15 protein-coding genes are annotated in these 13,634 nt (G+C 40.3%); 5 read left to right on the forward strand and 10 right to left on the reverse strand.

The genetic code is table 11. The annotated features are described in order from the left end of the window. The first annotated feature begins 469 nt into the window (after nt 1–469). Nucleotides 470–1,453 carry a DUF2939 domain-containing protein gene (locus JMW90_RS01365; protein ID WP_201561334.1) on the forward strand — a complete coding sequence of 328 codons (984 nt, stop codon included), beginning with the start codon at nt 470–472 and terminating at the stop codon, nt 1,451–1,453. Nucleotides 1,454–1,784: 331 nt separating this feature from the next. Here the strand turns inward: JMW90_RS01365 and JMW90_RS13870 are convergent, their stop codons facing one another. Then, nucleotides 1,785–1,913, reverse strand: coding sequence for a hypothetical protein (locus JMW90_RS13870; protein ID WP_265089209.1), 129 nt, complete (start codon nt 1,911–1,913; stop codon nt 1,785–1,787). Between the two features lie 235 nt (nt 1,914–2,148). Then, nucleotides 2,149–3,225 (reverse strand): hypothetical protein, encoded by a 1,077-nt coding sequence (locus JMW90_RS01370; protein WP_201561335.1) that lies wholly within the window; start codon nt 3,223–3,225, stop codon nt 2,149–2,151. Between the two features lie 111 nt (nt 3,226–3,336). Between JMW90_RS01370 and JMW90_RS01375 the strand changes: the two genes are divergently transcribed. Together JMW90_RS01375 and JMW90_RS01380 are read left to right on the forward strand one after the other, a co-directional pair. Continuing rightward, nucleotides 3,337–4,233, forward strand: a complete 897-nt coding sequence (locus tag JMW90_RS01375) for a competence protein CoiA family protein (protein WP_201561336.1) — start codon at nt 3,337–3,339, stop codon at nt 4,231–4,233. 83 nt (nt 4,234–4,316) lie between these two features. Then, complete coding sequence (locus tag JMW90_RS01380; RefSeq protein WP_227691830.1) at nt 4,317–4,805, forward strand: Holliday junction resolvase-like protein; 489 nt, start codon at nt 4,317–4,319, stop codon at nt 4,803–4,805. Nucleotides 4,806–5,295: 490 nt separating this feature from the next. On the opposite strand, the gene JMW90_RS01385 is transcribed toward JMW90_RS01380, so the two are convergent. Further along, nucleotides 5,296–5,868 carry an IS630 family transposase gene (locus JMW90_RS01385; protein ID WP_201561338.1) on the reverse strand — a complete coding sequence of 191 codons (573 nt, stop codon included), beginning with the start codon at nt 5,866–5,868 and terminating at the stop codon, nt 5,296–5,298. Continuing rightward, on the reverse strand, nt 5,795–6,145 hold the full coding sequence (locus JMW90_RS01390; protein WP_201561339.1) for an IS630 transposase-related protein: 351 nt from the start codon (nt 6,143–6,145) through the stop codon (nt 5,795–5,797). The genes JMW90_RS01385 and JMW90_RS01390 overlap by 74 nt, the downstream gene beginning before the upstream one ends. A 316-nt stretch (nt 6,146–6,461) precedes the next feature. On the opposite strand from JMW90_RS01390, the gene JMW90_RS01395 reads away from it, so the two are divergent. Next, entirely contained in the window at nt 6,462–7,664 is a 1,203-nt protein-coding gene (locus tag JMW90_RS01395) for an AAA family ATPase (RefSeq protein WP_201561340.1), read from the forward strand. A gap of 11 nt (nt 7,665–7,675) precedes the next feature. Then, nucleotides 7,676–8,197: a hypothetical protein gene (locus JMW90_RS01400; protein WP_201561341.1), complete on the forward strand. Its 522-nt coding sequence runs from the start codon at nt 7,676–7,678 to the stop codon at nt 8,195–8,197. 36 nt (nt 8,198–8,233) lie between these two features. Here JMW90_RS01400 and JMW90_RS01405 read toward each other — a convergent pair whose 3' ends face one another. From JMW90_RS01405 to JMW90_RS01430, 6 genes are all read right to left on the reverse strand, one after another. Continuing rightward, a complete protein-coding gene (locus JMW90_RS01405) occupies nt 8,234–8,485 on the reverse strand; it encodes a helix-turn-helix transcriptional regulator (protein WP_201561342.1) in 252 nt (83 codons plus the stop codon). A 167-nt stretch (nt 8,486–8,652) separates the two neighbouring features. Beyond that, entirely contained in the window at nt 8,653–9,564 is a 912-nt protein-coding gene (locus JMW90_RS01410) for a recombination directionality factor (RefSeq protein ID WP_201561343.1), read from the reverse strand. A 140-nt stretch (nt 9,565–9,704) separates the two neighbouring features. Continuing rightward, a complete protein-coding gene (locus JMW90_RS01415) occupies nt 9,705–10,808 on the reverse strand; it encodes a YqaJ viral recombinase family nuclease (protein ID WP_201561344.1) in 1,104 nt (367 codons plus the stop codon). A gap of 116 nt (nt 10,809–10,924) precedes the next feature. Continuing rightward, a complete protein-coding gene (locus JMW90_RS01420; protein ID WP_201561345.1) occupies nt 10,925–11,917 on the reverse strand; it encodes a DUF932 domain-containing protein in 993 nt (330 codons plus the stop codon). A gap of 49 nt (nt 11,918–11,966) precedes the next feature. Then, nucleotides 11,967–12,257 carry a hypothetical protein gene (locus JMW90_RS01425; protein WP_201561346.1) on the reverse strand — a complete coding sequence of 97 codons (291 nt, stop codon included), beginning with the start codon at nt 12,255–12,257 and terminating at the stop codon, nt 11,967–11,969. Nucleotides 12,258–12,449: 192 nt separating this feature from the next. Continuing rightward, complete coding sequence (locus JMW90_RS01430; protein ID WP_201561347.1) at nt 12,450–13,337, reverse strand: YagK/YfjJ domain-containing protein; 888 nt, start codon at nt 13,335–13,337, stop codon at nt 12,450–12,452. Nucleotides 13,338–13,634: the final 297 nt, after the last annotated feature.

Below are 13,634 nucleotides of genomic sequence, written 5' to 3' on the forward strand. Positions count from 1 at the left end.
TTTTTATTCTCTATGTTCTGATGGTTAACCATGCAATGAATGCATGATTAACCGTACAAGAAAGTGATTTGTTTTGTGGTAACAATTTTAGCTAGATTGTGCTTTTAAGCAAGCACGTCTATTAACTCATTTTTGGAATGGCTTATTGTTTTATGATGATTATAGATTGAAAATAGTAATTAACGCTGATTTTACATGAGGTTATAGATAATTATAAATGTGCTAATAGATATAAAAAATTATACTCAAATAAACATTTGATAAATATTTTTAGCAAATAAAAGTTTATCAAATTGTTTTAGGTACGCACTAATGTTAATATTCATTACTGATTATTACTGTTATGTAAACCTCAATCATTATCGCATTTGCCCTAAGTAATACTGGCAATTGTAAGCATTTGAGCTAATTAATGATCCAACACTGCTTTATCAAGCCCTAATATTACTAGGCATTCAGGAGAGATGTTTTGAAAAAGTTTTTACCTTGGGTAATTGGGTTATTGGTTATATTTGTAATTTATCTTTATGCATCACCCTATCTCGTTTTAAATAATATTAAAAATGCCGCTGAGCAAGGAGATGCCGATAAACTTTCAGGTTATATTGATTTCCCTAGTGTTAAGCAAAGCATGAAAGATCAAGTCAAAGCCGTTATGGTCAAAGAGCTTGCTTCCATTAAGGAGCAAGATGGTTTTGAGGCGTTAGGCACCATGTTAGGCGCTGCAATGATAGATCCACTCATTGATGGTTTAGTAACGCCAGATGGTGTTGCATTAATGCTCCAAGGGCAAAAACTAGATTTTGACTTAAATAATGACACGCCTGAAGATAAGCCTAAAGCCAAAAATGAAGATATCGATTATAAAGCCGGCTACCTGTCCTTTAATCGGTTCAAAGTTCAGATTATTGATGCTAATGATCCGAATGAGTCCATAGATGTGATCATGCATAGAGACTGGCTTAGCTGGAAGGTGACAAGGATTAACTTTTCTTTAGACTCAAAAGATAAGAAGATCGAAGAATCATCTGCCGCTGACTTAGAGTGGGCTAATGAAGAGGATACAAGTGCAGCCTATGACGATGCATTACAAGATCTAAATGAGCAGCAAGATCCTGACATGACATCAATATCAGACGTAAGTGAGGGTACTTCTGATACTGTGAATGATGAGGACTACTACAATAATGGAACAGGTGCTAATGCTGTAGAAATAACCGGACCACTAACACCAGCGCAAGCGGCACACATTGATTATCTCATTGACAATGATATTGAGATATCACAAGACATGATAGATTTATTAAATGATTTTACACTTGGTGGTGGTACAGAGTCTGATTTACGTAAATTCATTATTGAACGTTCAGATTATGACGATGGGTATGATGGATTGAAAGACTGTCGTAACCCAGACTTAACCGAAGCACAGTATGTGAGCAACTGTACTTAATGAATAGTGGGTAGGTAGTACTTGTATAAAAAAGCCACATTACCGTGTGCTAAGGTGGCTTTTTTATTGATAGCTATAGGATTATAAGCAATGACTCCTCAATCTGACTGAACCGCCCCGACTTTATCGGAGGTTTGATTTACTTGAGTCAGGAAGCGATATCTGACAGAGTCAAATTACCATAATACCGTTTTTCAAACTCAAAAGCTGACACATAACCAATCGTGCTATGTAGACGAGTCTTATTGAACCAATCCACCCATTCAAGGTAGAACTCTACAGATCGGCTCAATCCCATATTCCTGCTTGTTAATATCAATAAACTGAACCATTATTTGGGTGGACGACCCGTCTCTGCCTGGGCTTCAATACCAGCAGCCTTACGTATAATCTCGTTGGCTTGCTTAAGCTCTCTATTTTCGCGTACAAGCTCTTTAATACGCTGCTCTTGGCTTTGCACTTGTGCTGAGGCAGGAATGGTTTGGTCTATGTGCTTCTTATGCCACGATCGCAGGGTCTCAGGTGTGCAGCCAATCTTAGAGGCGATAGCTTGAATGGGTGACTATGTGGAGGGATAATCATTCGCAGCTTCAATTGGCATGTGAACAGCTCGCACTTTCATCTCAGGGTGTAGTTTCGTGTTTTCATTGTGGTATTCTCTCAGATTGTTAATCCTCTGACAATCCTGGGGCGGTTCAATCCTTACTCTCCATATTTATTAAGTAGTCTGGCACACCCAAAAAGTACCCTTTCATCGTCATTCGATCAAAGCTATAGACATGTGCATGAGGCGCTTCCTTACAGCGCCCTACTAGGGGCGGCTTTTGATCTGGCTTACCATTAGCAAGCTCTATTACTCCAGAGCAAATAGGACAGACTGCAGTAAACTCTGTAATCCTTGCTATGTTGAGCTTATCTTTGTTTCGGTACATCTCAATATCAGCATTATCATCATTAATATTAGCAAAGAACATAGGTGCTTTAATCACACGATGTTGAGGTAACGACTGTAAGGGCATAAGAAAATATCGCCAGTTAAGATAAGCCACAGGAATAAATACCAAAAAAACCATAGCTTGCCAAAGTTTAAAGCTGGGTAAATCACTCAATAACAAAAGGACTAGTATTGAGTATATGACAATAAGAATATCCACCAGAGCGCTTAGCATTAGTAATAACATAAGTGAGATTCCGCTCACACTCAGCATCTTGAGCTCACCTTTTTTGAAGAAAAGCCGAACAAGTAAAGAGAGCTTAATATCAGAAGTAGCTTTACGCTCATAGGTAACACTGCTTAAGTCCTCATCGTCACTGTCTTCGTCAGTCTCTAACAAGCTGACTTCATCTATATGTTCTTGCTCTACGTTCGCACTGTTAATAGCCTGAATGTCCATCCATAACAATGCTTTGTTCTTCGAACCACCGTCTGATGTCGTAGCAACTATTATTGGTTTATAGCCCAATTGCAAAAACGCTTTTTTGCAGTCTGGTTGCGAGTCAATAAATGCGGTCAGAGTTGACTTTAATTTTGAAGTCTTAACTGCATTTTTAGCAGTCTGACTGTCTACTCTATTCTCATCAGTTTTTTTTGCTCTAGCATAAATTTGTTGTCTTGATAGTTTCTCAGGTTCAAAACCACTATCAGAATACTTAAACTGTTTGAGTTGTTCTCGAACAATAACTTTCAAATATTCATCCCATAGCGTATTACGAGGATAGTTTAATAACTGATCATGCAGCTCCTCAAATACATCTAAGTGTTTGTTTTCCATAATAATGCACCGGTTAAACCCCTATTAAGACCCCAATAGCAGTCTGTTTTAGAGGCAGAATTCTTCTCATAATTACCTCACTCCTAACCAACTAATAAAAGGATGGTAACTATGTCAATGTCAATCGCTGTTAATGAGCAAAAGCAAATCGTCAATGTTAAGCAAGTCGAGCGAGGGCTGGCTTGTATGTGTTTTTGCTTTGAATGTGGTGAGCCTGTGGTAGCTCGTAAAGGTGAAAAAAATGAGCATCATTTTGCGCATCTCAACAATAAAGAAAGCTGCACTATTCATCTTGAAAGCATCCTACACAAGTTTGCTAAACAAGTCATTATGCAAGAGAGGTATTTAACGCTACCATCCCTACCTGATGATGAAGATAGCGAGGATAAAACTTGGCAGTTTAATCAGCTGATTGAGGAGCAAGCTGTTGGCTGTATTCGACCGGATATAGTCGCAACGGTAGACGGGGAAATGATGTTTATTGAAGTTGCCGTGACTTCTTTCATCGATACTGATAAAGCAGATTTTATTAAGCAATTAGGTATTAAGACCGTTGAAATCGACTTGAGAGAAATCATCACGCAAGGTATTGAATTGCCAAGTGAGGAAGCCAAAGATTACATTTTAGACTGTGTCAGTAATAAGGAATGGATATTCCCAGCACCGAAGTCGATCACAATACCAGTAGCCCCTACACCATTACCTGAGCCTATCTATAATTGCCAGAGCAGCACTGATGAGAATAGCAATGGAAGCTTTGATAAAGGCTATACCATCTATCGCTTTACCATCAATCATGCTTGGGTCGACGTCAGAGTCTTTAATTCAGGCATGGTATCTATTAAGTGTGTGACCTACAACCATGATGTTATTGAAATACTAAAGCAATGGCGTAACGAAGGCGGTGGTCAGTACAATCAAAAATATAAGTCATGGAATTACTTCAAACCATTTTCAGACACCGTCTTTCAGCGACTGCAAGAAATGGACATGACCCCTACTGCTTAAATATGATTCTATTTGATAATACGGAGAATAAAACTATGACACTCACTACTATGCTACTAATTACAATACTGCTGATATTAGCCATGCTTGTATGGGCTATACAACGGATACAATTACAAAATAAGGCTTTGCTACAAAGTGAACGAGATGTTGCGCAAATTAGGAACGATATGCTCGAAAGAGAAGCAGGCTTTCAACAGCAATTAGCAAAAGACATTAAAGAGGCTCAAAAGCGTTCCAACAATATGCAGCGCAATGTGCTAAAAGGTCAAATTGGCGAACAGTTCACGCCCTTTATTACTGACTTTCCTTACAACCCTTCAGACTGCCGATTCATGGGTGAACCGATTGACTACGTCATCTTCCAAAACTTACACGAATGCGCCGATGGCAACGTGCCTATCGAGGACGTGCATCTCATTATTGCAGAAGTTAAAACAGGGAATGCTAGGCTAAACCAACGACAGAAAATCATTAAGCAAGCTATCCAAAATGGTCAGGTGAGCTTTAAAGAGTTAAGGGTAAAATACTGTGAAGATACGGAAGAAATGCGTGTGAATGTTAGTGCCTAGTTCAGTCTTTCTATTCACTCCAACCTTTATATATACAGTCTCTATAATTTTCTTAAAACATATTTACTGGAAAAATAAAGACCATTCATTAATCTCTAGAGAGACACTTAAGTAATTGTTTTATATATATATTTAATGATAAAAATTCCATTAATAGTCTTTTTTAATAAAAAGACTGCTTTTGCAACAGCATTAATCCTAAATAAAACACGATACATTTTTAGTAAAACGTCATTATTAATGGAAGCATGACAGTTGCAAGTATATGACATTCATTACCAGCAAATTCAATTTCATATAAAGGGGATTTTCATCAATGATATATATAGGGGCTATTTAAATAGTACAAACAATCGTATAAAGTTATCCAAGGTAGAAGCTGAAAATTTATCATACTTCAATAAAATTAAACGACCAGCGCTAGATCTTATATCAAATCAAATACATGTTGAGTTGTTGGAAAAACCAGCACGTGAACAGTTATCTATAGTCAGTTCAAAATAAAAGTGTTATGACCAGGGCAAATATCATAAAACAATTTGGATAAGTCGTTTTCCATCCAGCCTTGGCGTAGAAACTTCACTTGAGCCCATTTCTTTTCGATAGGGTTCAGATCAGGGCTGTAAGGTGGCAACCAAAGAATACGATGCTCGTGCCTGTTTAGTAGCTTTTGAATGCGTCTACTTTTGTGAAATCTGGCGTTGTCCATCACAATTACGCATTTGGTTTTAAGACTTGGGATTAGCGTGTGTTTACACCAGTCGTAGAATATGCTGCTATTAATGTTCTGTTTAAAGTAATCAAGTGCAAACAACATCTTTTCATACAGAGCACCAATGACATTGGTGCGCTTTTTTGCTTGCCAGTTGTAGCTATCGATACAAGGCTTACCAATAGGCGCGTAACCATGAGAGCGGATGGTCTCGTTCTCAAAGCCGCTTTCGTCCATATAGACGATGGGATAGCCTTGATGCGTAAAGCTATCAAGCTTACTGTGATACGCTGCTCTTCTGATCAGACATGCTTTTGGGTGCTCTAAGGTCTTTTTTTTGACTGATACCAAGGCGCTTTAGGGCATGATAAATGCCTGTTTTACTACAACTTAAACGACGTGCTCGCTCATACTGGTAATCATCAGGATGTTCTTTGACGTCATTAAGTAGCACGTCATCTGGTATTTTATAGGGTTTGGTTTGCCTGGTTGTTTTACTATGAACACGCCGCTTCCAGTTCTGTATGGTGGTGGGGCTGAGATTATAGAACTCAGCCGCCCCGGCAAAGGTCATACCCTCGTCTAAGCTTTTAAGAACTTGCATACGAAAATCTAGTGAGTAAGTCATGGTCTTTATAATAACAATTGGGTTTGATAATTAGTTTATAACACTTTTAAGTGGGCTTTACTATATCTCAAAGTCAGCTTAGTGACCTAATACTCAGGATTTCTATCTAACTCCGAGCATTCTACTATTAACTTGTCAGATTCTTATCTACAAGTTAATACATCTGAAACACCCTACAAAAACTCTTTCCAAGATTATATTGAGCTATTGCAAGTATTATAACAAAGTGAACCTTAATACACTCAATAATACTACATGTACATTAATATGCTATATTATCAGGGAAACCACAATATTTTGTTAAAAGTGACCTAATATGATTACTTATATTCGCTTTAATAATTTTTACTCTTACTCAGAGTCTACTGAGGTGTCATTCTCTTTGGGTAAGCAACCTACTAAGACTGACTATGATTTTTATGTTGATACCACGCAAGACCAGTATCGACTAAATAAAGTCACAGCTGTTCTTGGCGCGAATGGCTCCGGTAAAACGCAGCTATTAAAAGCCATTGCTTTTCTTCGTTGGTTTATGTGTGAATCTACTAGCAGCCTTGACTCAGAGCAACCTATTTCTTTTAGCCAATTTGCGCTAAGTAATGATGAATTTTCTGAATTTGAATTTGGTTTTTTACTTAAAAATGCTGATGGCATTTATGATGAGTATCGCTATGAGCTAACGTTGACACAGCATAGCGTGGTTAAAGAGGCATTATACAAAAAGACCAGTAGCCAATTTAGCTATGTATTTATACGTCATCATGACGGTGACGAGCTTAACTATAAACATCGTAACTTTGTCATTCCCTCTTTAGCTGATGATGTGAAGAAAAACGCCTCACTTATCAGCTATGCCAATTTGCTCGATGAGCCATTGGCAGAAGCCGTTTTTGATATGTTCAATCACTATAAAACTAATGTAGTCTCAATGGGTAGGCTTGGTAGCCTTAGCCAATCTATACCTGAAATGACAGAATTATTTGCTAAGGATGATGGTTTAAAACAAACTGCTGAAAAGCTACTTTGTCAGTTCGATACGGGCATAGATGAGATTAATATAAAAAGCGTGATGATGGTAAACGAGGGTAAGCAGCAAGAAGTACTACTACCTTTTGGTGTACATAAAGTGGGTGATGAATCATTTGAGCTTATGATTTATGAAGAATCCAATGGTACACAATCTGCCTATAGTTTGCTTGGGCTCATACTACCAGTGCTTAAGAATGGTGGCGTAGCTATTATCGATGAGCTTGATAATGACCTACACCCACTGCTGTTGCCTGCCATTTTTGATTTGTTTCGCTCATCGCATCACAACCCTTATAATGCGCAGCTCATTTTTAGTTGCCATACCCCTGAGGTGTTTAACTTATTGAACAAGCATCAAATATATTTGGTCGAAAAATACGAGCAGGCTTCAGAAGCTTGGCGGCTTGATGAGATGGAAGGGATTCGTAATGATGATAACCTTTATGCAAAATATATGGCTGGCGCATTTGACGCGATACCAAATCTATAAGGGGTTAGATTATGGCAAAGCGCAAACTTACTAGGTCAGTCAACAAAACCACCCTACTCGTTATGGGTGAAGGCGAGCATGACAAGGCCTTTTTAAGCCATATGAAAGGCATTTATCACGAAAGACGCTCTGGCAGTAAAATCACACTTGATTTTTCTAGTGGTGGCTCACCGCACGATATCATCAAAGACACAGTTAAAAAGAGTCGTCATGTTGATTATGACCAGAAGTTTATTTTGATGGATAGCGATGTTCCTGTTAAGCAACAAGATATTGAAGCAGCTAAAGATTCAGGTATCACCATCTTATACTCAACACCACTATGCCTAGAAGGCATGTTGCTTAGCGTACTGAAACAGAATATTCCTCATACCGCGCAAAAGTGTAAGAGTCTGTTGCATCTACAATTGTCCGATAATCCAGCGTTACCGAAAAGCTATGATCCCTTATTCGCTAAGCCAGTACTTGATGAGACCAATCATGCCACAGTCGTAACGTTACGCTCATTATTAGGCATTAAACAAAAAAAATAGCCGACTCACTTTTGAGTGAATCGGCCGATCTATTAACTAAGCTGATCTTGCTTCAATTTTGTCATTAATCCAATTAGCGATCTCGCTCGCTACCCACACTACCCTTACCTGTGTCAGCTTTACCTTCTTGGGGAACGTTGGATCGTAACGATCAGATTTTTCATTGACCATTTCATAAATCGTAGAACGACTAAGACCAGTATAGCTACTAACGTCTTTGATACTCAGTAGCTGAGGAATATGGTTGCATTGCTCAATAACTGGTTGTGCTATATTTAAGTTTTCCATGATTAGCTCCTTGTAAGTGAATGAGAGCGTTTTCTCTCATACACTTACGGAGTCCCATATTTATTTACGGCGTCCTATGCAGTCCTACCGCTTCACTTATTTAAAGCAATAAAAAAAGAGCTGAATCATCCAGCTCTCTCTTATGTCGCTTATGAGCATTAACTATTTCAGCTCACTGTTGTCACACTTTTCCGTAGACCTTGTTCGATGCTAGTCACGTTATGAGTGGCTAACCCGTTCTGATAATTCCCCTGCTGGTTATTACTAACAGCATCTATTTCCATCGGATAAAACTCCTCAGCAACTTCTGCTAAATCATCGCCATCAATCTCAAAGCATGAATTCACATAGCCTTGTCTTGCAGCCTGCTCTAATGCTGCTTGATCAAAGCCGTGTTCGCTCAGCTCACTATCTATCGCTTGTGCATCCTGCACCGCTTGCTTAAGTGTCACACCATCACGCAGGGTTAAATCCACAAAGTAAATTGGTGTGCGATAGCTTTGCGTCGTGCTTTTACCTCTAAGCGTTAATTGCAGCGGTAAGCAAGACAGCTTATTACCTGATACCGCGGCAAAGTAGCTTAAGCGTGCAGCAAGCGTCCTAATACTATTAAAGCCCGTTGTCCGAAAGATAAACGTGCCCAGCTCATCGTCCTCAGACAGATTGACGTATAGTCTGCCATAAGGCTTACACGCGCCGCCTTGCGCCAATGGACAGCGATCAGGTGATGGGCAAGGATGGCTTTCAACGCCTTTACTGGTTCGACGCTGACACTGCTCACCGTCACCGACGCATAGTGGGCGTCCGGTTTGTCTATCAAACAAGGTGTACTCAGCTCGTAGGTTTAATTCAGGATCATTGAACAGCATACGTACCGGTATTTGCCGCAGCTTGCCTTCATTATTTGCGCGTAGCTTTTCATCAAGTGGATGATTAATCCATCCGTCTTTATTCTGCACTTGGCTGGTAATGGTAAATTGATCGTCTTTAGCAGGTAGACGCTTGCCGTCTTTTTGAATGACACGTCCAATGCTGATACGACCTAGTACGGGCGGGGTTATCGTTAGACCTTTAATCATGGTGATATTCCTTATGGATTTAATAGAATGTGTTTGGCCATAAAAAAGCCCACCTGTGATAGGTGGGCAGTTATGTGCTTGTTTTAATTGGTTAGCTTTGATTGGTGGATGAATATATTGATGGTTAAGTGACTAATAGCTTAGTCATTAAGGATGACAAAGCGACGACTGCCTTGACGGGTTTTACTAAACTGCTCAAGCAACTCAGGATGCGCTTTGGTTAGTGCTTTACTATCAAGACTGACACTGTCTTTAGAGCGTTTCCATGAAATAGCGCCTTTATCAAATACAGCGACCTCATTATCGGCAATCAGCGTTTGTAGCTGGTGCTTCACCTGATCATGACGTTCTTCTAGCTCTTGCATATAGTCACGGTAGCTAATTAATTGCTCAAACAGTTTATTAGCGCCGTCATCATCACGTAGATCGACTTTGCTGGATGGCTTAGCGGTTGGATACAGCTTCTTTAATGCTCTTGCTGCGGATTCACTATGATCAGGGGTTGGTGGCGTGTCTGTTGCTACATATTGCCAGAACAGACGCTCATGTTCGATGATGGATGCAATCAAGCGCTCGTCACGCTCAACTTTATATATCTTGGCTTCATGACCACAAAGCAGCACGCAAATATGCGCAGCAGTTTTACCCGTGACTGCCAATTGGTGCTGCACTTGGCAAGTGACATACAAAGGCACACCATTTTTCCAGAGCTTGGCACCATGTTCACCTGCGGTCTTACACTCTAATATCTGTACTTCATCGCTACCAGTGATTGCATAGTCTAAATTAGCGAGCATAAAGTGATTATCAGGATCAGGGTGCTGCAAGATGGCATTGACACGCCTGACCTTATTACCTGTGTGCTGTTGATAATATTTAGCCACCATCGGCTCTAGTATATTGCCCCAGTACAATGGTGAGTAGCCATCAATATCGTCGTCTAAGTGTGAGTGCAGACGACCGGTCTTAATCATCCACAGCTCAAGCATCGATAAGTAAGGGTGTATTCCACAGGCAGCAGCAGCGTCACTACTGCCAATGCCTTGTTTGCGTACCTCAAGCCAGTCCTCATGACTGAGGGTTTTGGTATTGACCAGACGTTTTGCAGTGGTTGATTGAGTGGTAGACGGCTTTACTGTTTCGCTATCTATATTGGCTTTTGTGGTGATGGGCGCTTTTACCTTAACGGTTGAACGCTTGGTTTGTCTTAGCTGAGCGATATGGTTCAATGCGATTGTGTTCATAATGAACTCCTTCGTTAGATTTGTTGTTGGTTAGTACCATTTATTAAAAAGACGGCATAAAAAAACCACGCTCAAAGGCGTGGTTGATTGTGTTGGACTTCTTAAAACGTAGCTGATCAGGCAAGCATTAGCAGCGATTGCTCTAAACCTTTTTGCTTAAGCTTAGCCCCAGCACCGAACCATGCTGAGTTCAGGCGATTGTCCGTATTCATCGCACGCCTTTCATGATCAACGTACTCCGTAATGCTGCACAGCAAACCGTAAGCGGTATCACGAGCGGCGTCGAGTGTGGCACCGCGTCCTTGACCGTTAAACATCTGCATCACCTGATTCATCGCTTTAGCATTGGGCACAGCGTCTTTCTCTTTCTTAGCGCTGTTAAATAAAATGATGTCATTGTCCTGATCGTTGAATACACGGCTAAGATAATTGGCTGCTTCTGCTTGGGTGACACGGCGCTCTGACAATTGCTTCATCTCATAGCTGTGTTCATCCCACTGCTTCACCGACACGCCCAATTGCTGCTTGACCTTATCGGCATCAAACGAGGTGGAATGTGGCACTTTCACCATATCGCTATTGCCGTTCGCAAGGCTGATCGCTAGAGTGTTATTACACACCACCCGGATCGAGGTGAACTGAGCAGTAGTCGCTAACGTCCCATCACAAGCCGTTGCCAGCAAGAGATAGCCATTACTGACATCTTTACCTTTAAGCGTTGCTGACTGGCCTGTACGTGCTAATGCCCATAGCTTACGCCCGCCCTTTAGAACACCTGCGGTCTCAAGCTCAAAGTCCGATTGCTCGGTAAGATCACGATAGAACTCTAGAATCTCACGAGGCTGAACTTCTTGATAGCGTTGACTGACCACCGATAACGGCTCAAAGTTATCACTGCGGTACAAGACCTTCTGCTCAGCAAAGGGCAGAATCAGGTTATGACCTTTGTCATTATTAGCCATGTAGCTGACGTCCGAGGACTCAATACGCCAGTCCATACCTGCTTGTTTGGCCCAGACCTCAATAGGCTGCTTGGGTGCAAGCTCATTGCCCAAGCCATGCCAAGGGGTTTCGCCAACGTATGCCATACTTTCTATTAAATGTGCCATGAGAATATTCCTTTTAGATTTGATTATGAGTATTGGCTATAGGGGTGCTTTAGATGGTGAAGGTTCTTGAGCAGGTATTGCAGGTATAACTGGGCCTTGCTGCTAGGGTGATCAAAGGTGGCTGTTGTAGCTTGTCTTTGGCCAAGCTGATTGCTGAGGCAAGGGCCGTACCTACCACCACACCGATAGCTGAATTGATTTTGTAGTACCTACAGATGCTTACACCAAGCCCTGATAGGGCAGATTGTGAGCACAGCTGCTCGAAGATATTAAAGGGACTGTCAGTAACCGTATTACTTATGACGTTGGCTGAATGACAGTGGGGGCAGATCGGTCTCATAGAGAACTCCATAAGTTAAGCGCATAAAAAAGGCCTGCAATTAAGCAGACCTTTGACTAGGATGAATTAGTGTTAAACAGACAGGTAGCTAGGCTTCCTGTCTTATCACATGAAAATAATATATATCTAAAAATATTTTGTTATTCAGGCAAGCCTCTACGTTTGTGATTCTCGTAAATACAATTGCTAAGTTTATATAACCATACTTTGCCCAAACGTATTCATATTCGGTAAAGACACCTTAAGACGTTGATAACTTTTATCACGCTTATCAGGACGGGTTAAATACAAGGCAGCATTAACCGCATTCTCGACTTCCTGTAAGTTATCACGATGAATCATGCCGATACCAAGTATGCCGCGGCGTGCAAGACCTTCTTTATACTCTCTAGTATTTAAGATAAAGCAATAGCCAACGCCTTCAGTAATATCTCGCCATTTTTGTCCAACTTGATCAGCCAAATAGCTGTCCTTGTAATGCTTTGCGCCATCAAAGATCAATAGCAAATGACAGTGAAAGCCACCATTGTCTTCACCATGTTCTAATGACCAAGCATGGCTAAGTAAATGCTTAAAACAAGTATCGCCATTATGAATGGCGTCTCTTAGTTTTTTCATATGAAAGTCAAAATCACGAATGGTAATGTGATGACTGAGTTCTGGTATGTATTTTAAATCCACTCTCACAAACAATAATCTTGGGTAATCCGAAATCAATGTTCTGATATTAGACTCTAAGTTTCTGCAGTTTTTATTACTCTGATAACGCCACGCGCTGTAGTCTTTTTTTATCGCCTTCTCATAATCTGACAGTAAGTTAATAAACTGCATCGTCTTTTCTTCATCCCAAAAGACGTTATAAGCATACGCGTTACCGATAATCATATTGGTGCTTTCTATAAATGCCTGGATTGGTTTTGAATATCTGAATTCAGAATCAAGGCTAATCATGAACGAGTAATAGAACTCGTTCAATTGACTTTTGATTTGTTGAAAATTGATCGTACCAAATAATACATCTCTAACCAGTCTGTCGACGTTAGAGATAAGCTGTGAGTGATTAACAGGTGAGTAGAGCATGGCTTGTTTTCCTATGAATATAAAGTTGAATGGGTGCTACATATATTCATAGGGTTGTATATTTATTTACTACTAAGTGCGGATAGAATCCGCCTTGGTTAAGTAGTACTTAATATAACTTATATTATCGTACCGTCCTTCCATGAGCATCCAAAGGCAAGCTTTTTGTAAGCCAGCCTTAGGTTTATGAAAATCGCAACACAGCAAATTACTGTGTTTTAAGGAAGAGGGTGAAGATGGAGTTAGCTGAACGGCACTACCAACTAGTCTGAACAATTTTTCGCTGTAATATCTTAA

Source organism: Psychrobacter glacincola, assembly GCF_904846215.1.
Lineage (GTDB): Bacteria > Pseudomonadota > Gammaproteobacteria > Pseudomonadales > Moraxellaceae > Psychrobacter > Psychrobacter glacincola.